This window comes from Vitreoscilla filiformis (assembly GCF_002222655.1).
In the GTDB taxonomy this organism is placed as follows: domain Bacteria; phylum Pseudomonadota; class Gammaproteobacteria; order Burkholderiales; family Burkholderiaceae_C; genus Ideonella; species Ideonella filiformis.
Map to the genome: position 1 here is coordinate 1,842,254 of NZ_CP022423.1, position 20,247 is coordinate 1,862,500.

The window sequence follows — 20,247 nt, forward strand, 5'->3', positions numbered from 1 at the left end:
CAACCATCGCTCTCAGTTTTCCGGAGACCTGTCATGAACATCAAGGACATCGCGCACACCCGTTCTCTCACCCGTCGCACCTTAGCCCTGGTGCTGGCCGGTGGTCGAGGCTCGCGCCTCATGGGCCTCACCGACCGCCGCGCCAAGCCCGCCGTTCACTTCGGCGGCAAATTCCGCATCATTGACTTCGCGCTGTCCAACTGCGTCAACTCCGGGCTGCGCAAGATCGGCGTCATTACCCAATACAAGTCGCACTCGCTGCTGCGCCACCTGCAACGCGGCTGGAGTTTCATGCGCAACGAGATGGGCGAGTTCGTCGATCTGCTGCCCGCGCAGCAGCGTGTCACCGAAGAACACTGGTATCGCGGCACAGCGGACGCCATCTGGCAGAACATGGACATCATCCGCAACTCTGCGCCGCCGGAGTACATCCTCATTCTCGCGGGCGATCACATTTACAAAATGGATTATTCGGTGATGCTGGCCGACCACGTCGAAAGTGGTCGGGGCGTGACGGTGGGATGCATCGAAGTCCCACGCGAGGAAGCGAAGGGCTTCGGCGTCATGGCCATTGATGAGCAGCGCCAAATCGTTGATTTTGTGGAGAAGCCCGCCGATCCGCCTGCGATGCCGGGCGATCCCTCGCGTTCGCTGGCCAGCATGGGCATTTACATCTTCACCGCCGAGTACCTTTACCGGCTGTTGGAGGACGATGCCGCCAACCCCCACTCCAGCCACGACTTTGGCAAGGACTTGATCCCACGTGCCGTGTCCGAAGGCCAAGCGCACGCGCACCCGTTTTCCATGTCGGCGATTGCCAACCCGCCGCACGGTTCCTACTGGCGCGACGTGGGCACGGTCGAAGCGTACTGGGCCGCCAACCTCGATTTGGCCAGCACCACGCCCGAGCTGAACATGTACGACCGCGATTGGCCCATCTGGACGTACCAAGAACAACTGCCGCCCGCCAAGTTCGTGCATGACGAAGGCCACCGCGTGGGCCATGCCATCAACAGTTTGGTGTCGGGCGGGTGCATCGTCTCGGGCGCGACGGTGCGCGATTCGGTGTTGTTCTCCAACGTGCGAGTCCACTCGTACAGCAGGGTTGAACGTGCGGTGGTGCTGCCTGAGGTAGAAATTGGTAAGGGTTGCCGCATCAAAAATGTGGTGATCGACCGGCGCTGCACCCTGCCCGAAGGTTTGGTGATCGGTGAAGACCCCGAGCTGGACGCCAAGCGCTTCTACCGCAGCCCCAACGGTGTGGTGTTGGTGACACGCGGCATGCTGCGCAACCTTGGCGCTGTGTGATGCCGGTGCGGACGTTGCTTGTTTTTTTGCTTGAGTTTTCTTGAGGATCGTTCCGATGCAAGTTCTCCAGGTCTGTGCCGAGATCTTCCCGCTGCTCAAGACGGGCGGTTTGGCCGATGTGGCCGGGGCGTTGCCGTCGGCGCTGGCGGCGGCTGGGGCGCCCACTCGCGTGTTGCTGCCGGGGTTTGAGGCGCTGTTGGCCGGGTTGGAGAACCCCGTCCGTGTGGCCGATCTGCCCGCCCGGGCGGGCGTGCCGGCGGCGACGTTGCTCTATGGCACCCTGCCCGCCCTGGGCGGTGTGCCCGCCTACGTGGTGGACGCGCCAGAGCTGTACCGTCGCCCCGGCGGCCCCTACGCCGACGCCCAGCAACGCCCCTACGCCGACAACCACTTGCGTTTCGCTCGCCTTGCCTGGGCGGCGTCCGAGCTGGCGCACGGCCTCGATGCCTGGTGGCGCCCCGAACTGGTGCATGCGCACGACTGGCACGCCGGCCTGGCGCCGGCCTGTCTCAAAGCCACGCAGGCGCCGGTGGCCAGCGTGTTCACCATCCACAACTTGGCTTACCAAGGGACGTTCGCGGCGCATCACTTTGATGAGCTGGGTTTGCCGGGTTCCTTCTTCGGCGTGCAGGGGGTGGAGGCTTGGGGCCAGCTCAACTTCATGAAGGCCGGCCTGTACTTCGCCGACCGCATCACCACGGTCAGCCCGACCTATGCCCGTGAAATCCAGGGCGAAGAGCAGGGCATGGGCCTGCACGGCTTGCTGTGCGACCGGAGCTGGGCGCTGTCCGGCGTGCTCAATGGTGTCGATCCGGCGGTATGGAGCCCGGCGCGTGATGCGCTCATCGCCCAGCCGTACGACGCCCACAAGCTCACCGGCAAGCGCCGCTGCAAAGCGGCCTTGCAGGCGCAGATGGGTTTGAAGGCCATCCCGGACGCGCCGTTGTTCGTCGTCATCAGCCGCTTGACCGAGCAAAAGGGCTTGCATCTGGTGCAAGCCGTCGTGCCGACGCTGGTGGCACGCGGCGCCCAGTTTGCCCTGTTGGGCAGCGGGGACGCGGGCATGGAAGCTGCCTTCCGCGAGCTGGCGGCGCGCTGGCCGGCTTCGGTGGCGGTGCGCATCGGTTACGACGAAGCGTTGGCGCACCAATTGGTGGCTGGGGGCGACGTCATCATGGTGCCTTCCCGCTTTGAACCTTGTGGACTCACCCAGCTTTACGGCCTGGCTTATGGCACCTTGCCGCTGGTGCGGCGCGTCGGTGGCTTGGCCGACACCGTCACCGACACCTCGTTCGAGGCGCTGGAAGAAGGCCGCGCCACCGGTTTTGTGTTCGATGAATTCAGCGTCCCGGCGTTGGAGGTGGCGGTGCGCCGCGCCTTGGCGCTCTACCGCCGCCGGGCCGATTGGCAGACCGTGCAGCACCTCGCCATGGCCTGTCGCCACGACTGGGGCGTGGCCGCCCAGCGTTACGTGGACATTTACCGCGCTGCCCTCGGACGCTGATCGTTTTGTTGTTGTCACTCCCACGCGCCGGCGCCACGAGCCTCGGCGTGGTGGGCCTGTTTTTCTCTAGCCACGAGCCTTTGCACGATGGACCTCACCCAGTTTGAACATGAATACGACCCGTTGGCCATCGATGTTGCAGCGCTGAAGCGCAACATCGCCAACAAGTTGATGTACCAAGTCGGCAAAGACCCGATTTCAGCCCGCCCAGCCGACTGGCTGCACGCCGCCGCTTACGCGGTGCGCGACCACTTGGTGGGCCGCTGGATGAAGACCACGCGGGCCCAGTATGCGCAGGACGTGAAACGCGTCTACTACCTCTCGATGGAGTTTTTGATTGGCCGCGCTTTCGGCAACGCGGTGCTGGCGCTGGAGCTGATGCCCACGCTGCGCCAAGCGCTGCAAGAGCTGGACGTCGATGTGGACGCGCTGTTCGACCTCGAACCCGATGCCGCGTTGGGCAACGGTGGCCTGGGCCGTTTGGCGGCGTGTTTCTTGGATTCGATGGCCACGCTGGCCGTGCCGGGTTTTGGCTACGGCATCCGTTACGACTACGGCATGTTCCGTCAGCAGATCAAGGACGGGCGCCAAGTCGAGACGCCCGACTACTGGTTGAGCCGGGGCAACCCGTGGGAATTCCCGCGTCCTGAAGTGACCTACCGCGTGCGCTTTGGCGGTCGGGTGGAAGAAAGCGGCGTGGGCGCCACCTCGGTGGTGCGCTGGGTGGACACCGATGACGTGCTGGCCATGGCCTACGACACCATCATCCCCGGCTACGGCACCGAAGCCACCAACACCCTGCGCCTGTGGAGCGCCAAGGCCACCGAGGAAATGAACCTGCGTGCCTTCAACCAAGGCAACTACATGGGCGCGGTGGAGAGCAAAAACCACAGCGAGAACGTCTCGCGGGTGCTCTACCCGGATGATTCGACCGAAAGTGGCCGCGAGCTGCGTCTGCGTCAGGAATACTTTTTCGTCAGCGCCAGCGTACAGGACATGATCCACCGCTACCTGCGCAACCACACCACGTTCGACCAGCTCGCCGACAAAGTCAGCATCCACTTGAATGACACGCACCCGGTGCTGGCCATCCCCGAGCTGATGCGCGTGCTGCTGGATGAACACCGCCTGCCGTGGGACACCGCTTGGGCGCATTGCCAAAAAATCTTCAGCTACACCAACCACACGCTGATGCATGAGGCGCTGGAAACCTGGCCCGTCGACATGTTTGGCCGGGTGCTGCCGCGCCATTTGCGCATCATTTTTGACATCAACGCCCGTTTCTTGGGGGCTCTGCAAAAGACCCACGGCAACGACGTGGAGCTGCTGCGCCGCGTCTCGCTCATCGACGAAACCGGCGGGCGCCGGGTGCGCATGGCCTACTTGGCGGTGGTGGTCAGCCACAGCATCAACGGGGTGTCGGCGCTGCATTCGGATTTGATGACGCAAAGCATCTTTGCCGACTTCGCCAAACTCTGGCCCGAGCGGTTCAACAACAAAACCAACGGCATCACGCCCCGGCGCTGGCTGGCGCATGCCAACCCCGGCCTGGCGGGTTTGTTGGACAGCCGCATCGGCAAAGGCTGGCGCCGCCAGTTGGATCAGCTCGAAGGCTTGCGCGGTTCGCTGGAATTGCCGGGTTTCTTGGGCGCGTTCCGCCGCGTGAAGCGCCACAACAAGGAGCGCCTGGCCGCATTGGTGCAAAAGCAGCTCGGCGTGACGCTGAATTGCGATGCGCTGTTCGATGTGCAAGTCAAGCGCATCCACGAATACAAACGCCAGTTGTTGAACGTGCTGCACGTCATCACCCGTTACCAACGCATCTTGGCCAACCCGGATGCGCTGTGGGTGCCGCGTGTGGTGGTGTTTGCGGGCAAGGCGGCGTCGGCGTACCACCAAGCCAAGCTGATCATTCGCTTGATCAACGATGTGGCCAAAACCATCAACAACGATCCGCGTGTGGGCGACAAGCTCAAGGTGGTGTTTATCCCCAACTACAGCGTGAGTTTGGCGGAAATCATCATCCCGGCCGCCGATTTGTCCGAGCAAATTTCCACTGCGGGCACCGAGGCTTCGGGCACCGGCAACATGAAGTTTGCGTTGAACGGTGCGCTCACCATCGGCACGCTGGACGGCGCCAATGTGGAAATGCGCGAGCACGTCGGGCCGGACAACATCTTCATCTTCGGCCACACCACGCCGGAAGTGGCGGCCTTGCGCGCCAAGGGTTACGCCCCGCGTGAGTGGGTGGAAAAAGATGGCGAACTGGCCAACGTGCTGGCCGCCATTCGAGATGGCTTGTTCAGCCCCGAAGAGCCCAGCCGCTACCAAGGCATCATCGATGCGCTGGTGAACTGGGGCGATCACTACCTGCTGCTGGCCGACTATCGCAGCTACGTGGACACGCAAGACAAGGTCGATGCGCTGTACCGCAGCGCCGACGAGTGGACGCGCAAAGCGGTGCTGAACGTGGCGGGCATGGGCTTTTTCTCGTCGGATCGGACGATCGCCGAGTACGCGCACGAGATTTGGCACAGCACGCCGGTGCAGTTGCCGCTGCATCACCGGCCCGAGTGAGGGGCTGAGGGAAGGCGGGGCGCGGATCGTAGAATCCGCCCCCTTTTTGCCACTACCGCGCGAGCCTGCTTTGGATCTCAAGCTCCCCATCAAAATCATCGACGAACTCGGCGACACCATCGTCGAATCCACCGGCTTGCTGGACATGGCCAGCGGCGAAATCCTCGACGTGCGTCTGTCGGAAGACAACGATCCGCCCTACAAAGGTTTCCCGCCCCAAGATCCGGCGTACGACTTCACCAGCGGCTTGCTCACCAATGGCAAGAAGGATGTGGAGTTTGGCATCACCGCCGATGTGATGGGCCGCAAGTACAGCATCACCACCGATGAGCTGCTGGAGCTGAAGGAACGCGCCGCCCGCTTGTTCACCGCTGCGCCGCCGGCCCCGCCGCCTGCGCCGGCCAAGCGCGGTCGCAAGCCCAAAGCGGCGTGAGCTGGGTGCGGTTCACATTCCTTTGAACCGCCCGGCGTACAGCCGGCTCACCGCCAGCCGCTCCGGGCGGCTGCGCAGGTGCAGGGTGACGCGGCCCGCTTCGTCGCGCACCGCTTGGCGAATCTCACTGGCCCGCACCACGGTGCCCCGGTGAATTTGCCAGAACACCCCGGCGTCGAGTTGCGGGAGCAACTCGCGCAACGAGGTGCGAATCAACCATTCGCCCTCGGGGGTCAGCACGCGCACGTATTTGTCCGCCGCTTCGAAATACACCACGTCCTCAATCGGCACCACATGGATGGTGTGGCCGACGCTGGCTTGAATCACCCGCAATGGTGCAGCCATCGTGGCACGGTCAGCCAGGGCGCCGGGTTGCAGCAGATGCCGTAAACGGGCCAACAACGCATCGTCGTCTGACGTTGGCGTGGGCGTGCGAGCGCGCAGCAAGCCTTGCAGCCGCTGGCAAGTTTGCGCCAACCGCGCCGGTTGCACGGGTTTGAGCACGTAATCGACGGCGCTGGCTTCGAAGGCGTTCAGGGCGTACTGGTCATACGCGGTCACGAACACGATGAGCGGCAGGGCTTGCCCTGCGGGCCAGGCGTCGATGATCGTGTGGGCCGCTTCTAAGCCGCTCGGGCCGGGCATGCGGATGTCCAGAAACAGCACGTCGGGCCGATGGGCCAGGGCTTGTTCGATCGCGTCGTCGCCATCTTGGGCGGGGGGCAGTTGGGTCAACTCGGGCCAGGCTTGGCGCAGCGCGGCGCTCAGGGCTTGGGCCAGCAAGGGTTCGTCTTCAGCGATCAGGGCGGTGGGCATGGGCGGCCTCCGGTGCAACGGTGGGCGGGGTGAGTGGCAGGGTGACGGTGGCCAGCGTGCCGCCCGTGGGCACGTTCGTCAAAACGAGTTGGGCGGATGGGCCGTAGAGCGTGGCCAAACGCTCGCGGATTTGGTGCGTGCCGAAACCCGAACCCGCCCGGCGCGGCGCTTCCGGATTCAGCCCGGCGCCGCTGTCCTGAACTTGCAGGCGCAACATGCCTGCGGGCTCGGTGCTGGCGCTGACGGTGATGTGCCCGCCCCGGCGCAGTGGTTCCAGGCCGTGCTGAATGGCGTTTTCGACCAGCGGTTGTAACAACAGCGGCGGCACGGGGTGCGCTGCCAGTTCGGGCGGCAGCGTCAGCGTGACGTTCAGGCGTGCGCCCATGCGCACTTGCATCAGGGCGAGGTAATCGGCGAGGCGGTCGAACTCGGCTTGCAGCGGATGCAGCGTGGCTTGGCTGGCGCTCAACGTGGCACGCAGGAAGGCGATGAGCTGATCGAGCATGGCTTGCGCCCGCTCTGGGTCGATGCCGATGAGTGCCCGCAGGTTGGCCAGGGTGTTGAACAGCATGTGCGGCTCCAACTGGCTTTGCAGGAGGCGCAGTTGGGTTTGCGCGGCGGTGCGGGCGGCGGTTTCGGCGTGGGCCTCGCTGGCGGCGAGGCGAGCGCGGCTGTAAAAGTAAGCGGTGACGCCGGCGGAGGCGGTCAGCGAGATCGCCAAAATCGCCAGCCAACCCTGCCAGCTTGGCCCGTGGTGTGGGTGTGGCTGGGCGTGCAGCGGCAGCCCGAACAGCAGTTCCACCAGTTGGCTGGCCAGCCAAGCGCCCAGCCCGTACCCCAGCAAACCGCCGATCAAGGTGAGCGGAATGCCCCAGCGCCAACCAGGCCAGCCCAAGGTGGCGGCTTCGCGCCAGCAATCTTCTCGTGTCATGTCATCGCTGGCGTGTTGTCCCCTCACCCCGGCCCTCTCCCCCAAGGGGCGAGGGAGAAATGCCTTCAAAGCCCCCTTGGGGGAGAGGGGTTGGGGTGAGGGGAATGCGTCGCCAAACACACCGACATTTGAAGCTTGACGCAACACCAGGCCGTTGGCGTGGCGATGTAAGCGCCAGCGGGCCAGCCCCCAGCGCCCCAGGTTGATGAAGATTGAGCAACAGTTGCCGATCAGCAGCGAGTAAATCAGGTTGACGACGAAAGCGCCGCCCAACAAGCTGAGGAAAACGGCGATGCCCACGCACACCCCTTGGGTGACACCGAGCATTTGCCAAGTGGAGATGTGGCCGGGCGGCGTAGAAGGGGTGGACATGGGCGGCATTGTCAGCAAAGCGAGCGTGCCGCGTCAGACCAACCCGAGGGCGTGGTGCCAGAGCAGATCGCCCAAATAGCGCCCTGGCAGCAGCGTGAACACCCCGGCGCCGATGCAGCCCCCAAAGTACGCCCCGCGCATGGCCCGACGGTGCGCGCTGATGCGACCATGCACCACCCACCACAACCCGCCGCCCACGGCCACGAACGTGAGCAGGGTCAGCAGGTGGATGGGGGTGTAGCCAGCGAGATTCGGCAAGCGAAAGTCGCGGATGAACAGGCTGGACGTGGCGGTGCCCAGCATCAACAACACCCAGACGTAACCGGCGGTGCGGTGGGTGGTTTGACCTTTGCGGGAATACAGCGCCAGCGGCCCCAGCAGCAAGGCACCGATGGCCAGAACGAGGTGGATGAGGGTGGCGAGGGGCAGGGTGAAGGGGTTGGCAGCGTGCATGGCCGATCTCCTAGAAGGGGGCGATGGGCAAATTGTTCGCTGCGGCTGCGGTTCAGCCCAGAGTCGATCGATGAACTGACGCTTCGCGACGCCAGATGCCTGTTACGCGGTGCCAGTGGTACTGCGAAATGTCAAAACCCGGCCGAAGCCGGGTCAGGGTGTGCAAAACGCGATTGGTGAGCGACTTATTGACGATAAGCGTGGGAGCTGTAATCGATTTGGGTCGGGTAACTGTTGCCGTTGTTATTGCTGATGCCCATGTAGAGGTTGCCATCAATCAACACAGCGATATCTTTGTAGTTCCCCCCTGTCATGGGATCGGTTTCGCTGAGAAGATCCACCACATGACCATCAATCGTCGATTGACCCATCACGGTATAAGTGCTTGAAAATGAAAAGTCAATCGGCGAGCCCGAACAGCTCGTATTATTGAACGCTTGGAGGTTGAATCGAACAGCAAATGTTTTATCAGAAACCTTGGTCATGGCCAGGGTTCCAAGACCGGAAACTTGGTAGCTGTAGTCTGCCAGGCAGGTTAGACGCCAGTTTCCAATGTATTTGTCCACAGGGCTGGTCACAACGGGTGGGATGTACTTTTTGTAAGGGGTACTTTCATCCAACACCGTGGGGTAGCCAATTCTACCGGTTTTGAGGCCATAGTAAACAGCGCCGTTTGTGACGGTGGCGATGTCCTTGGTCACGATTTGAGAAATCTTGTTCGTGAACGTCATGCGATCGACGCTCATGCCATGTACCGTTTTGCGGCCTGTGATCTGGATCAAAAAAGGCTGTTTTGTGGTTTTGGCGGATCCTGAGCAATCGGCCGTTTTATAGTAGCTGGTGGTGATGAGCCCATCCAAAGAGGTCAGCCCTCTGGGTTGCAGTTGGTGGGTGATTTGATGGGAAAGGTAACTGCCGTCGGTGGCACTGAGGCACTCGGTTTTCCATGTGCCGTTGTATTTCTTGGCTGCATTTCCGAGCCCCTCTGCCACCTCGGGTGTGGCTTGCGACCAAGCCGATGCTGTGGCCAGCATGAGTGTCACGGAAAAGGCCGGTGCGAACGCTGAAGGTTTCATTCTAATTCCCCAAATTTATAAACCCATTGAGCGGGCGTTGGGCATCTTAACTAAAAAGAACGATTCAGCATGAGCGCCAGTGTGTTTTTTTGCGGTAGCTGCGCCAATACGGCATGGGACGGGCCCCCATACCAACGCCATGCCATGTCCCATCTCCACAGGTGGCCTTGCCATTGAAGCCCTGCCGTGGCGATGAACCCATCGTCAGCGGGATGCCACAAAACATCCAAACTGTATTGCCAGCCCTCAGGTTGCCAAGCCACACGCGCAAACACGTTGTTGCGCTGCAAACTCATCGGCCCGAGCGTGCCGCCATCGCCCAAGGGGCTGGTTTGCCATGCCAGGTTGCCCGCCACTGCGGCGGCTGGAACACCTGGGCGCTGGCCAAGCTGGTTCAAACCGACGTTGTCCGCCTGCCAAGCACGCCACTGAGCGGCGCGGGGGGCGGTGGTGTCGCGCCAGACTTCAAGCAGGACGCTTTGGCGCTGTTCGCCTGTCCACTGGCCGCCGATCAGCAGTTGGCCCGCGTGGCCGTGGGTGCCGATGGCCCACGGGTTGGCCGAGGCCAACGGGGCGGCGCTGGCTGGACGCTGCCAGCCGTCAAAGCGTTGCATCCAGCGCCCCGAAGCGTGCAATTCCAGCGATTCGGTGGCGACCCAGGCCAACGCCGCCCCCACGCTGGTGCCAGTGTGCTGCCCCAGTCGGGCAAAGGCGTAGGCATCGAGGGCGCCTTGGCGCTCGTAGTGGCGCAGCGCCAGGGCGCTTTCGTTCACGCCGCGTTGGTCGGCGGTGTCGCGGTTCAGGTGTTGGGGCTGCACCCACACCAGGCTGGTGGCGCGTTCGGCCTCAAAGTATTCGGCTTGCAGCAGCGGGCGGCCTTCCAGTGGGGTGTCCAACAGGCTGCGGCGTTGTTCTTGCTGCACGACATCGTTCGGGCGAAAGGCGTAGCCTACATCCCAACTGACGGTTTTTTTACCGGCGCTCAGTTGCCACGCGCCCAGATCGGCGCTGGCATGCAGCTCGTTGAAACGGGCGTGGCTGTCGCCGGGGCCGCCTTCGGGGTGCTCGTGGCCGAAAACCGCGTCGGCGCTGATGAAACGCCAGCGCCCGCGCAGTTCAGTCTCGACTTGGGTGCTGTTGACGGAACCAGCGAAACGATCCGGCGCCAGCGCTTGCGCCTGGGCCAGCGGCCCGTTCGGGTTGGCGCTGCGGTGGCTGTGCAGCCCGCGCAGCTCGCCACCCAGATCGCGCCAACCGTCGGTCGGTTCGGCCCAGGTGCTGCCGGCCAGGGCCAGCCCAGCGGCCCCGACGATCCACGGTGCGATGCGGTACATGGTGCGTCACTCCACAGCCGGGTTGCGCACCAAAAACATCGGGTTGAGCCAGGTTTCGGGCACTTGCCGGGCTTTGCGTTCGAGGTATTGGATGCGCGTCAGTTTGTGGGTGCTGAGTTGGTCGGTGAGGTGCATTTCGTCCACCTCGGTGCCGGCTTTGTTCAGCACGAAGCGGGCTTGTTTGGCGAGTTTTTCGCTTTGCACATACAAATCGGCGCGCACCGGTTCGTGGCGGGTTTTGCCGAGCCACAGCTCGATGCGCTGGTAGCTCACGCCTTTGCGCCGGGCGTTCAAACTCAGGTGGAGGCAGGGCCGGGACGGGGTGGCTTGCGGGTCGCAGGGTTCTTCGCCGACGCGGGTGCCGTCGTAGTCCTCCGACCAGCTCAGGGTGGCGATGTCGCCGGTGGAGGCGTCGCCCAGCAGTTTTTGCGTCGGGGTGATGCGCAGCGGACGTTGGCTGTTGGGCATGAGCAGCCAGAAGTCGTCGCCCAGCATCAGCACTTTTTGGCCGGCTTCGGCGGGGGCGCGCATCAGCACCAGGGAGCGGTGTTGGTCTTGCACGAAGACGGTGTAGCGGCGTTCTTTGTCCGGGCTGCCGTCGCGGTTCAGGGTGGTGACGAGGGTGTCCACCTGGAGGTTGCTGGCGCCGGTGCGGTAGCGGTCGGCGGCGCGGAGCAGGGTGGGCACGTCGGGTTCGGCGGCGTGGGCGGGGCGCAGGTGGCCGAGGCTGAGCGCCAGCAGCACGATGAGTTTGGGCAGCAGCAGCCAGACGATCCAGCGGGGGAAGTGGGAGGGCATCGGGGACTCCTTGGGGCGCCGGGTGAAGTGGGGATGGGCGCAGTGTGGGCGGGTGGGGCGCCAAGGGCCAGTGGTGTGCGACGAATGGGGCTGGGTAGGGAATGAAGTGTGGATTGGGGGGGCAGGCAGTGCCCCCACCCTCACACATACCCCAACGCCTCCACCACCGGCCGCCCCACCGTGCGCCGCGCCACCCCCGTCGACGCCAGCATCGCCAGCCCCACCATCGCCAATACCGTCACGCCGTAGAGCGTCGCATCGATGGTGATTTGCAGCGGGTAGCCCTTGCTCATCCCCGGCGGCGGGGGCATCTCCACCGGGAACAGCAGCAAGCCCACCGAAACACCCAGCGCCACCGCCGCCCCCAGCAGCGCCCCCAGCCCACCCAGCACCAGCCCTTCGAGCGCCAAACTGCCCATCAACTGCCCCGGCTGCGTGCCCAGCGCCCGCAAGGTGCCGATCTCACGGGTGCGCTCGATGATCGCCATCGCCATCGCGTTGGCCACCACAAACACCACGATCACGCCGATGATCAGCCCCAGCGCGCCAAAAATCCGGTTGTAGAGGTTGCGCACCGCGCTGTAAAATGCCGCTTCGTCCAGCCAAGTCCGCACTTTGAGCTGCGGCAGTTGCGCTTGCAGCCGGGCTTGGGTTGCCGCCGTGGCCTCCATGCGCTCCAAATACACCCCCACGCGAGACACCCGTGGGCTGACCACCAGCTTTTGCGCCGTCGCCACATCGGTGTAAACCAGCCGCTTGTCCACATCCGGCACGCCCGTGCTGACGATGCCCTTGACGGTCACGTCCAGCGCATTCAACGCGCCTTCGGTCGTGCTGGCGAGCAGCGTCAGGCTGCTGCCCGGCGTGGCCTTCAAACTCTTGGCCAGCGCGTCGCCGAGCAGCACCTGGCCGCGCTCACCGCGCAACAAAACCTGGCCGGCGCGCACGTCCAAAAACGGCCCCTTCACGGCAAACTCAGCATCCGGGTCGATGCCATACGCCACCATGACGGTCGATTTCTCGCCATTGCTGATCAACCCCGTGAACTCCACACGCGGCAGCACCGACCGCACCGCCGGGTCGGCCAACAGACGCTGACGCAGCGCGTCGAAACCATCGAGACCGTGTTGCAGCGGGGTGTCCTCGTCGCGCTCAAACTGCGCCGCCTGGGCCACGATGAGGTGGCCCGTGGTGCGCGCCGACATCTCCGCCAACCCCTCGTAAGTGGCCAGCGCAAAGCCCCCCGCCAGCAACAGCCCCGCCGTGCCCAAGGCCGCGATGCTGACCGTGACGACCGAACGGCGGCGGTTGCGCAAGGTGTTCAACCAAGCAAACCGCAACCAAGCGAACAGCGACAGCGGGTTCATGCGCGAATCTCCAAAACAGGGGTTGAGGCGGGGAGGATGCGGCCATCACACAGGGTGATGACGCGGTCGCAGCGGCGCACAGCGCGTTCGTCGTGGGTGGCGATGAGGCAGGCGGCGCCCTCGGCGTGGCAGCGCTCGCGCATCAGGTCGAGCACCTGCTCGGCGGTGTGGCTGTCCAGGCTGGCGGTCGGTTCATCGGCGATCACCAAACGCGGGCGCTTCACCAAAGCCCGGGCGATGGCCACGCGCTGGCGCTGCCCACCCGACAGCGCATCGGGACGATGCTGTGCGTGCTCGCTCAAACCGACCGCCGCCAGTGCAGCGCGCACCCGCTCGCGGCGCTCGGCGCTGGGGCGATTCGCCAGGAACAGCGGGTAATCGACGTTGTCCGCCACCGTCATCACCGGCACGAGGTTGAAACTTTGGAAGATGAACCCGATGGCGTCGCGGCGCAACGTGGTGAGGGCGCGCTCGGGCAGGGTTTCGACGCGCTGGCCATCGAAGGTGATGCTGCCGGCGTCGGGGCGGTCGATCAGGCCAGCCAGGTGCAGCAACGTGTTTTTGCCGCTGCCGGACGGGCCGGTGAGGGCGAGCATCTCGCCGGGCTGGATGTCCAGATCGACGCCTTGCAGCGCCGGCACGACGTGTTGGCCCAGGCGGTAGGTTTTGCGCAATTGGCGCAGTTCCAATAAAGACATGGTGATTTACCGCGAAGCGGCCTCCGACACCGGTTGTGCCCGCCGCTGCGCCGCCTGGACGGTCGTTTGAAAAGCCGTTGGCGCCGTTTTGAACAGCGGATGGGCAACGATGGCGCTCAATAAACTCAGGCCACGTTCACGCCGATTGAACAAGCTGGGCAGCGCCAAAAAGGTGTTGGCGGCAGTGAATTGAATTTCCAACACAGCCGGCGTGGCGCGATAGGCCACGGTGTTTTGGGTGGGGGACAGGCGGGCCAGGGCTTTGTCCAGCAGGGCCAAGCCATCGTCGGCGAAACGCATCTTGCGCCACGGCAGCCACGTGGTGGTGGCCAGCATGGCCGTGGTGGCGCCGGTGTAGGCCATCAACACCAAGTCGTTGGGGTGTTGTCGCCACAGTTCGGCATACGCAGCAGCGGCGGGTTCGATGGCCGCCCGATCCTGGCCCTGGGTGGCTTGCAAGAACAGTGCATGCGCACGGGCTTCAGCCGAGGCGTCGGCCCAAGACGCAATCGGCCACGCCATGGCGCACCCCAGACCGAGCATGGCTTGGCGGCGATTCCAACGTGTGGCGGGTGTGGCGGGGGATGTCCGATGCACAGCAGGCTCCAAAAAGCGACGGGATGCTGTGCAGTGTTCCGCTCATTCCGCACTGCACCCAGCACTTGGCGACCAAATGCCGTTGGGCGGTGTGAAGTGGTCAGTGGCTAACGCCAAGCGTGTGTTAACAAAAAGAACGGGGAAATTCAATCAGAGATTGAGCGCAGTTTTTCATCTCAATTGACGAAGGTTTTTCAGGTAACGTCTGGTGCGCATCACAAGCTGGTGATTGCGCTGAAGTGTCAAAAAGGAGTTCTCATGGATCCAATCCTCGGGCAAATCATTCTTTGGCCTCTGAACTGGGTGCCGGAAGGCTGGTTGGCTTGTAATGGGCAAGAGTTGCCGATTCAGTCCAATGCAGCGCTCTACTCCCTGCTGGGCACCACCTATGGGGGCAACGGCACCACGACCTTCAGGTTGCCTGACCTGCGCAATCGCGTGCCAGTGGGCGTCAACACCGGCCCAGAAGTAGGCCAAACGGGGGGCAGCAGCACCAAGACGGTGACGGTGCCCTTGCCTCCCCACACGCACACGCTCAACACTGCGGCCAAGGTGACGTCGGATCTGCACGATTCATCCAGCGCTGGGGCTTACTTAGTGACCTCCGCCGTCAGCGGTGCGGCCAACACGGCAGGCACTGGCACAACCGTCGCGGTGGATGTGACCAACCCCTACCTGAAAATGCAATACATCATCGCGACGGTGGGTGTCTACCCGATGCGCCCGTAAGCATCCAGCCGCCAGCGCTGACACGGCCCCCCGGTCAACGCTTACGGAACACCTTCATAGCGCGGCTGAACCAACCGCCTTCCTTGCGGTCTTCCGTCACCTGCTTGGCCTTGGCCCCCACCTCGGCCACATAGGCCATGTCATCGCGCTTGATGTGGTGGGTCAGCCAAGTACACAGCATGGCGTGCAGTTGTTCCACCACGGGTTCACCTGCATCGTGACGATGCTGGTAACTCGTCAGCCGCTTGATGAACATGTCATGAACGGCTTTGTGGGGTTTGGCATATTGGTAACCCACCTCCTCCTGTAGGCTTTCCTCGAATGCGAAGTGGGACAGGGTGTAATCTGCCAAGTCTTCCAGCACACGGCTGATGGCTTGGTGATCAGCACGGGTTGCGGGGTCTTCAAGCTGGTTGATGTAATCGACGATCCGCTGGTGTTGACGGTCGATCACGTCGATTCCAGTGTTCAGATCGCTGGTCCAAACCATGGCCATGGCAAGGGCTCCTCATGAACGTTCAGGCAAACCCGCAATGGTCTGCCGGTTGAAGACGATGGGCTTTGTCTTGCATCAAGCAAGAAACACGCCGTTACATTAACGCCGCCGTCCGCCTCCGCCCAAAATGGAGCCCAGCACCCCGCGCACGATGTCCCGCCCGACCTGAGAGCCAATGGCCCGCATGGCCGACTTGGCCAAGATCTGCGCCAGCCCATCCCGTTGGGCGCCGCGTGGGCCCGTCGAACCGAACAGCCAATCGCCCAAGCCGCCTGTTTGGGGGCTGCCCGTTTCGCGGGGGGTGCTGGTGCTGGCACGGGGGCTGTGGGCTGCTTCGGCAGGGGCACCTTTGAGTTTTTCGTAAGCCGATTCCCGATCGACCGCCTGTTCGTACACCCCCGCCACCAGCGAGGTTTGGCGCAGCGCTTGGCGCTGTTCCGGCGTGATGGGGCCGATGTGGCTCCCAGGCAAGCGCATCCACACCCGTTCGGTGACGCAGGGGCGGCCTTGCGCATCCAGCAAACTCACCAGGGCTTCGCCGACGCCCAGCTCGGTGATGGCGCTGGCGATGTCGAGCGAGGGGTTGGCGCGCATGGTGTCGGCAGCGGCGCGCACGGCTTTTTGATCGCGTGGCGTGAAGGCTCGCAGGGCGTGCTGGATGCGGTTGCCGAGCTGGCCGAGGATGGTGTCGGGCACATCCAGCGGGTTTTGGGTGACGAAGTACACGCCCACGCCTTTGGAGCGCACCAGCCGCACCACCAATTCGATGCGCTCCACCAACGCCGCCGGGGCATCTTTGAACAGCAAGTGGGCTTCGTCGAAGAAAAACACCAATTTGGGTCGATCCAAGTCGCCCACTTCGGGCAGACTTTCGAACAGCTCGGAGAGCAGCCACAGCAAAAAAGTGGCGTACAGCCGGGGCGCGGCCATGAGTTTGTCAGCCGCCAAAATGTTGACGACGCCCTTGCCCTCAACGGTTTGCATGAAATCGGCGATGTTGAGCATCGGCTCGCCGAAAAACTGGTCGCCGCCTTGTTGCTCGATCTGCAACAACCCGCGCTGAATCGCCCCCACCGATGCAGCGCTGACGTTGCCATAGTCGGTGGTGAACTCGCGGGCGTTTTCGCCGACGTATTGCAGCATGGCGCGCAGATCTTTCAGATCGAGCAGCAACAAGCCTTGGTCGTCCGCGATTTTGAACACGAGGTTGAGCACCCCCGACTGGGTGTCGTTCAGCGCCAGCATCCGAGCCAGCAGCAGCGGCCCCAGATCCGAAATGGTGGCGCGCACCGGATGGCCTTGGGTGCCGAACACGTCCCACAGTGTGGCGGGGCAGGCCACGGGTTCGGGCACGTCCAAGCCGCGCTCTTGCAGCGTGGCTTGGAGTTTGGGGCTGAGGCCGCCGGGCTGGGTGATCCCCGTCAGATCGCCCTTCACATCGGCCATGAAAACGGGCACCCCCCGCAGCGAAAACCCCTCAGCCAAGGCTTGCAAACTGACCGTCTTGCCAGTGCCCGTGGCGCCGGTAATCAGGCCATGGCGGTTGGCCAAGGCAGGCAACAAGTGGCAGGCGGTGCGGCCATACTGCCCAACCAGGAGAGGTTCTGCGGCCATGTGGGTCTCCCAAGTAAAATTCCAGTCTATCCAAGATCGCACAAGCGTCGTCACCCCGACGGCCACCCTTACACAACCCCTGGCCACCCGTCGCCAGGGCAGGAGAGAGCCACCATGGCCGGACATTCCAAATGGGCCAACATCCAACACCGCAAAGGCCGCCAAGACGAAAAGCGCGGCAAGGTTTGGACCCGCGTCATCCGTGAAATCATGGTCGCGGCCCGCCAAGGCGGCGGCGACATCAACGCCAACCCACGCCTGCGCTTGGCCGTGGACAAGGCCAAGGCCGCCAACATGCCGGCGGACACCGTCAAGCGCAACATCGACAAAGCCACCGGCAACCTCGAAGGCGTGACCTACGAGGAAATCCGCTACGAAGGCTACGGCATCGGTGGCGCGGCCATCATCGTGGACACGATGACGGACAACCGCGTGCGCACCGTGGCCGAAGTGCGCCACGTTTTCAGCAAGTACGGCGGCAACATGGGCACCGAAGGCTCGGTGGCCTTCCAGTTCAAGCACTGCGGCCAACTGCTGTTCGCGCCCGGTACGTCGGAAGACAAACTGATGGAAGCGGCCCTGGAAGCCGGCGCCGAGGATGTCATCACCCACGACGATGGCTCGTTCGAAGTGTTGACCAGCCCAGCCGAGTTTGAAGCCGTGCGCGACGCGCTGGCCGCTGCCGGCTTGGCCGCAGAAATCGCCGAAGTGACGATGCGTGCTGAAAACACCATCGCCCTGGCCGGCGACGACGCCGCCCGGATGCAAAAACTGCTCGATATGTTTGAAGAGCTGGACGACGTGCAAAACGTCTATCACAACGCGGAGATCGGTGAATGAACGTGCTCGTGATCGGTTCGGGTGGGCGGGAACACGCGCTGGCGTGGAAACTGTCGCAAAGCCCCAAGGTGCAGCGGGTGTTTGTGGCGCCGGGCAACGGCGGCACCGCACTGGACAAAACCCTCACCAACATCGCCATCAGCGACCCGGTGGCGTTGGCGGACTTCGCGGAGAAAGAGCGCATCGCGCTGACCGTCGTTGGCCCGGAAGCGCCGCTGTCGCAAGGTGTGGTGGACGTGTTCCGTTCGCGTGGTTTGCGCATCTTTGGCCCGACCAAGGCCGCTGCGCAGCTTGAAAGCTCCAAGGCCTTCGCCAAGGACTTCATGAAGCGCCACAAAATCCCGACCGCCGCTTACGACACCTTCACCGACCCCGCCGCCGCACACGCCTACATCGACAAAATCGGTGCCCCCATCGTGGTGAAGGCCGACGGCCTGGCCGCTGGCAAAGGCGTGGTCGTGGCCATGACGCTGGAAGAAGCGCACGAAGCCGTGCGTTTCATGCTGGAAGACAACACCCTGGGCGTGGTTCACAACGCGGGCGGCGCACGCGTGGTGATTGAAGAATTCCTGCAAGGCGAAGAAGCCAGCTTCATCGTGCTGTGCGATGGCAAGAACGTGCTGGCGCTGGCCACCAGCCAAGACCACAAGCGCGTCGGCGATGGCGACACCGGCCCGAACACCGGTGGCATGGGCGCGTACTCGCCCGCGCCGGTGGTGACGCCCGATGTCCACGCCCGGGCGATGCGCGAAATCATCCTGCCCACCATCCACGGCATGGCGGCGGACGGCATCCCGTTCACCGGCTTCCTGTATGCCGGCTTGATGATCGACCCGCAAGGCAAGGTCAAGACGCTGGAGTTCAACACCCGCATGGGCGACCCGGAAACCCAGCCCATCCTGATGCGCCTGAAGAGCGATCTGTTCGATGTGCTGATGAGCGCCACCGATGGCACGCTGGACAAGGTCGAACTGCAATGGGATCGCCGTTTCGCGCTGGGCGTGGTGATGGCGGCGCATGGTTATCCGATGAGCCCGCGCAAGGGGGATGTCATCACCGGCGCCAACACGGCCACCGGCGGCGCTGAGGACGCGATGGTGTTCCACGCCGGCACCGCGCTGAATGACAAACTCGTGGTCACGGGTGGGCGCGTGCTGTGCGTCACCGCGCTGGGCGAATCGGCCAAGCTGGCGCAACAGCGTGCCTATGAGGTGGTGCAGCGCATCCACTTCGACGGCGCCCACTGGCGCCATGACATCGGCCACCGCGCCGTGGCCAAGCACTGACCCCAGCGGCAGCCCCTCGCCGCTTGGCTCACACCCCGGCCCGCAGCCTGCGCGCCGGGGCGTTTTTCTCTCCAAAGACAAAGCAACATGGACATCGCCGCCGCCCGTGCCTATTTCCTGGGTTTGCAGGAGCGCATCGTTTCGGCTGCCGCCGCGTTGGATGGCCAGCCCTTCCTCACCGATGCCTGGTCGCGCCCGCCCGGTGGCAAGCTCGAAGGCGATGGCATCACCCGTCTGATTGAAAACGGGAACCTGCTGGAGCGTGGTGGCTGCAACTTCAGCCACGTAAAAGGCACGGCGCTGCCGCCTTCGGCCACGCAGCATCGCCCCCAGCTGGCGGGCGCGGCGTTTGAGGCGATGGGCGTGTCGCTGGTGTTCCACCCGCGCAACCCGTATGTGCCGACGGTTCACATGAACGTGCGCATGTTCGCCGCGCTGCCCAAGGATGCCGAACCGGTGATCTGGTTCGGCGGTGGCATGGATCTCACACCCTATTACGGGTTTGAAGAAGATGCGGTGCATTTCCACCGCGTTTGCCGCGAATCGCTGGCACCCTTTGGCAAGGAGCTGCATGGCCGCTTCAAACACTGGTGCGACGATTACTTCTTCCTGAAGCACCGCAACGAACCGCGTGGCGTCGGCGGCATCTTCTTCGACGACTTCAACGAGCTGGGTTTTGATCGCAGCTTCGAAATGACGCAATCCGTGGGCGATGCGTTCCTGAAGGCGTACCTGCCCATCGCCGAACGTCGCCGGGACACACCTTATGGCGAGCGCGAGCGCGAGTTCCAAGCCTACCGCCGGGGTCGTTACGTCGAATTCAACTTGGTGTTTGACCGGGGCACGCTGTTTGGCCTGCAATCGGGCGGGCGCACCGAAGCCATTCTTATGTCCATGCCGCCAGTGGTGAACTGGCGTTACCAATGGGCACCCGAACCCGGCACGCCCGAAGCACGGCTTTATACCGATTTCCTGCGCCCCCGCGATTGGGCGCACGAAAACCTGGCCTGAAGCCGCC

At 63.7% G+C, this 20,247-nt stretch carries 19 protein-coding genes; 8 read left to right on the forward strand and 11 right to left on the reverse strand.

The features are described from left to right. Window positions 1–33: 33 nt before the first annotated feature. The 4 genes from glgC (at window position 34) to VITFI_RS08765 (ending at window position 5,822) form a co-directional block, all read left to right on the forward strand. Window positions 34–1,308 carry a glucose-1-phosphate adenylyltransferase gene (gene glgC / locus VITFI_RS08750; protein WP_089416622.1) on the forward strand — a complete coding sequence of 425 codons (1,275 nt, stop codon included), beginning with the start codon at window positions 34–36 and terminating at the stop codon, window positions 1,306–1,308. Between the two features lie 55 nt (window positions 1,309–1,363). Next, a complete protein-coding gene (glgA, locus tag VITFI_RS08755; RefSeq protein ID WP_089416623.1) occupies window positions 1,364–2,812 on the forward strand; it encodes a glycogen synthase GlgA in 1,449 nt (482 codons plus the stop codon). 87 nt (window positions 2,813–2,899) lie between these two features. Then, the gene (locus VITFI_RS08760; RefSeq protein WP_089416624.1) at window positions 2,900–5,389 is read left to right on the forward strand and encodes a glycogen/starch/alpha-glucan phosphorylase; all 2,490 of its coding nucleotides are present in this window, start codon (window positions 2,900–2,902) and stop codon (window positions 5,387–5,389) included. A gap of 70 nt (window positions 5,390–5,459) precedes the next feature. After that, window positions 5,460–5,822 carry a hypothetical protein gene (locus tag VITFI_RS08765; protein ID WP_089416625.1) on the forward strand — a complete coding sequence of 121 codons (363 nt, stop codon included), beginning with the start codon at window positions 5,460–5,462 and terminating at the stop codon, window positions 5,820–5,822. 12 nt (window positions 5,823–5,834) lie between these two features. On the opposite strand, the gene VITFI_RS08770 is transcribed toward VITFI_RS08765, so the two are convergent. The 9 genes from VITFI_RS08770 to VITFI_RS08810 all read right to left on the reverse strand — a co-directional run bounded on the left by VITFI_RS08770 (window position 5,835) and on the right by VITFI_RS08810 (window position 14,264). After that, window positions 5,835–6,638, reverse strand: a complete 804-nt coding sequence (locus VITFI_RS08770; protein WP_089416626.1) for a LytR/AlgR family response regulator transcription factor — start codon at window positions 6,636–6,638, stop codon at window positions 5,835–5,837. Beyond that, the gene (locus VITFI_RS08775; RefSeq protein WP_198301381.1) at window positions 6,616–7,941 is read right to left on the reverse strand and encodes a sensor histidine kinase; all 1,326 of its coding nucleotides are present in this window, start codon (window positions 7,939–7,941) and stop codon (window positions 6,616–6,618) included. Before VITFI_RS08775 ends, VITFI_RS08770 begins: the two co-directional genes overlap by 23 nt. 33 nt (window positions 7,942–7,974) lie before the next feature. After that, window positions 7,975–8,394, reverse strand: coding sequence for a DUF2306 domain-containing protein (locus tag VITFI_RS08780; RefSeq protein WP_089416627.1), 420 nt, complete (start codon window positions 8,392–8,394; stop codon window positions 7,975–7,977). A 185-nt stretch (window positions 8,395–8,579) separates the two neighbouring features. Continuing rightward, window positions 8,580–9,470 (reverse strand): hypothetical protein, encoded by an 891-nt coding sequence (locus VITFI_RS08785; RefSeq protein ID WP_089416628.1) that lies wholly within the window; start codon window positions 9,468–9,470, stop codon window positions 8,580–8,582. Between the two features lie 50 nt (window positions 9,471–9,520). After that, a complete protein-coding gene (locus tag VITFI_RS08790) occupies window positions 9,521–10,804 on the reverse strand; it encodes a hypothetical protein (RefSeq protein WP_089416629.1) in 1,284 nt (427 codons plus the stop codon). Window positions 10,805–10,810: 6 nt separating this feature from the next. Further along, entirely contained in the window at window positions 10,811–11,602 is a 792-nt protein-coding gene (locus tag VITFI_RS08795) for an outer membrane lipoprotein-sorting protein (protein ID WP_089416630.1), read from the reverse strand. A 140-nt stretch (window positions 11,603–11,742) separates the two neighbouring features. After that, on the reverse strand, window positions 11,743–12,969 hold the full coding sequence (locus tag VITFI_RS08800; protein WP_089416631.1) for an FtsX-like permease family protein: 1,227 nt from the start codon (window positions 12,967–12,969) through the stop codon (window positions 11,743–11,745). Next, window positions 12,966–13,667 carry an ABC transporter ATP-binding protein gene (locus VITFI_RS08805; protein WP_089416632.1) on the reverse strand — a complete coding sequence of 234 codons (702 nt, stop codon included), beginning with the start codon at window positions 13,665–13,667 and terminating at the stop codon, window positions 12,966–12,968. The genes VITFI_RS08800 and VITFI_RS08805 overlap by 4 nt, the downstream gene beginning before the upstream one ends. 6 nt (window positions 13,668–13,673) lie before the next feature. Continuing rightward, window positions 13,674–14,264: a hypothetical protein gene (locus VITFI_RS08810; RefSeq protein ID WP_157725622.1), complete on the reverse strand. Its 591-nt coding sequence runs from the start codon at window positions 14,262–14,264 to the stop codon at window positions 13,674–13,676. A 258-nt stretch (window positions 14,265–14,522) separates the two neighbouring features. Between VITFI_RS08810 and VITFI_RS08815 the strand changes: the two genes are divergently transcribed. Further along, window positions 14,523–14,993: a phage tail protein gene (locus VITFI_RS08815; protein ID WP_089416634.1), complete on the forward strand. Its 471-nt coding sequence runs from the start codon at window positions 14,523–14,525 to the stop codon at window positions 14,991–14,993. A 34-nt stretch (window positions 14,994–15,027) separates the two neighbouring features. Here the strand turns inward: VITFI_RS08815 and VITFI_RS08820 are convergent, their stop codons facing one another. Next, window positions 15,028–15,489, reverse strand: coding sequence for a bacteriohemerythrin (locus VITFI_RS08820; RefSeq protein WP_089416635.1), 462 nt, complete (start codon window positions 15,487–15,489; stop codon window positions 15,028–15,030). Between the two features lie 99 nt (window positions 15,490–15,588). Beyond that, a complete protein-coding gene (locus VITFI_RS08825; protein ID WP_089416636.1) occupies window positions 15,589–17,103 on the reverse strand; it encodes a helicase HerA-like domain-containing protein in 1,515 nt (504 codons plus the stop codon). Window positions 17,104–17,217: 114 nt separating this feature from the next. Between VITFI_RS08825 and VITFI_RS08830 the strand changes: the two genes are divergently transcribed. The 3 genes from VITFI_RS08830 (at window position 17,218) to hemF (ending at window position 20,240) form a co-directional block, all read left to right on the forward strand. Then, complete coding sequence (locus tag VITFI_RS08830) at window positions 17,218–17,943, forward strand: YebC/PmpR family DNA-binding transcriptional regulator (protein WP_089416637.1); 726 nt, start codon at window positions 17,218–17,220, stop codon at window positions 17,941–17,943. After that, window positions 17,940–19,229, forward strand: coding sequence for a phosphoribosylamine--glycine ligase (gene purD, locus VITFI_RS08835; RefSeq protein WP_089416638.1), 1,290 nt, complete (start codon window positions 17,940–17,942; stop codon window positions 19,227–19,229). The genes VITFI_RS08830 and purD overlap by 4 nt, the downstream gene beginning before the upstream one ends. Before the next feature lie 87 nt (window positions 19,230–19,316). Then, on the forward strand, window positions 19,317–20,240 hold the full coding sequence (gene hemF / locus VITFI_RS08840; protein WP_089416639.1) for an oxygen-dependent coproporphyrinogen oxidase: 924 nt from the start codon (window positions 19,317–19,319) through the stop codon (window positions 20,238–20,240). Window positions 20,241–20,247 lie beyond the last annotated feature (7 nt).

Excerpts from the sequence above, each read along its gene's own strand:
- glgC (WP_089416622.1), top strand. The coding sequence starts at position 34 with ATGAACATCAAGGACATCGCGCACACCCGTTCTCTCACCCGTCGCACC.
- glgA (WP_089416623.1), top strand. The coding sequence starts at position 1,364 with ATGCAAGTTCTCCAGGTCTGTGCCGAGATCTTCCCGCTGCTCAAGACG.
- VITFI_RS08760 (WP_089416624.1), top strand. The coding sequence starts at position 2,900 with ATGGACCTCACCCAGTTTGAACATGAATACGACCCGTTGGCCATCGAT.
- VITFI_RS08770 (WP_089416626.1), bottom strand. The coding sequence starts at position 6,638 with ATGCCCACCGCCCTGATCGCTGAAGACGAACCCTTGCTGGCCCAAGCC.
- VITFI_RS08775 (WP_198301381.1), bottom strand. The coding sequence starts at position 7,941 with ATGTCCACCCCTTCTACGCCGCCCGGCCACATCTCCACTTGGCAAATG.
- VITFI_RS08780 (WP_089416627.1), bottom strand. The coding sequence starts at position 8,394 with ATGCACGCTGCCAACCCCTTCACCCTGCCCCTCGCCACCCTCATCCAC.
- VITFI_RS08785 (WP_089416628.1), bottom strand. The coding sequence starts at position 9,470 with ATGAAACCTTCAGCGTTCGCACCGGCCTTTTCCGTGACACTCATGCTG.
- VITFI_RS08790 (WP_089416629.1), bottom strand. The coding sequence starts at position 10,804 with ATGTACCGCATCGCACCGTGGATCGTCGGGGCCGCTGGGCTGGCCCTG.
- VITFI_RS08795 (WP_089416630.1), bottom strand. The coding sequence starts at position 11,602 with ATGCCCTCCCACTTCCCCCGCTGGATCGTCTGGCTGCTGCTGCCCAAA.
- VITFI_RS08800 (WP_089416631.1), bottom strand. The coding sequence starts at position 12,969 with ATGAACCCGCTGTCGCTGTTCGCTTGGTTGCGGTTTGCTTGGTTGAAC.
- VITFI_RS08805 (WP_089416632.1), bottom strand. The coding sequence starts at position 13,667 with ATGTCTTTATTGGAACTGCGCCAATTGCGCAAAACCTACCGCCTGGGC.
- VITFI_RS08815 (WP_089416634.1), top strand. The coding sequence starts at position 14,523 with ATGGATCCAATCCTCGGGCAAATCATTCTTTGGCCTCTGAACTGGGTG.
- VITFI_RS08820 (WP_089416635.1), bottom strand. The coding sequence starts at position 15,489 with ATGGCCATGGTTTGGACCAGCGATCTGAACACTGGAATCGACGTGATC.
- VITFI_RS08825 (WP_089416636.1), bottom strand. The coding sequence starts at position 17,103 with ATGGCCGCAGAACCTCTCCTGGTTGGGCAGTATGGCCGCACCGCCTGC.
- VITFI_RS08830 (WP_089416637.1), top strand. The coding sequence starts at position 17,218 with ATGGCCGGACATTCCAAATGGGCCAACATCCAACACCGCAAAGGCCGC.
- purD (WP_089416638.1), top strand. The coding sequence starts at position 17,940 with ATGAACGTGCTCGTGATCGGTTCGGGTGGGCGGGAACACGCGCTGGCG.
- hemF (WP_089416639.1), top strand. The coding sequence starts at position 19,317 with ATGGACATCGCCGCCGCCCGTGCCTATTTCCTGGGTTTGCAGGAGCGC.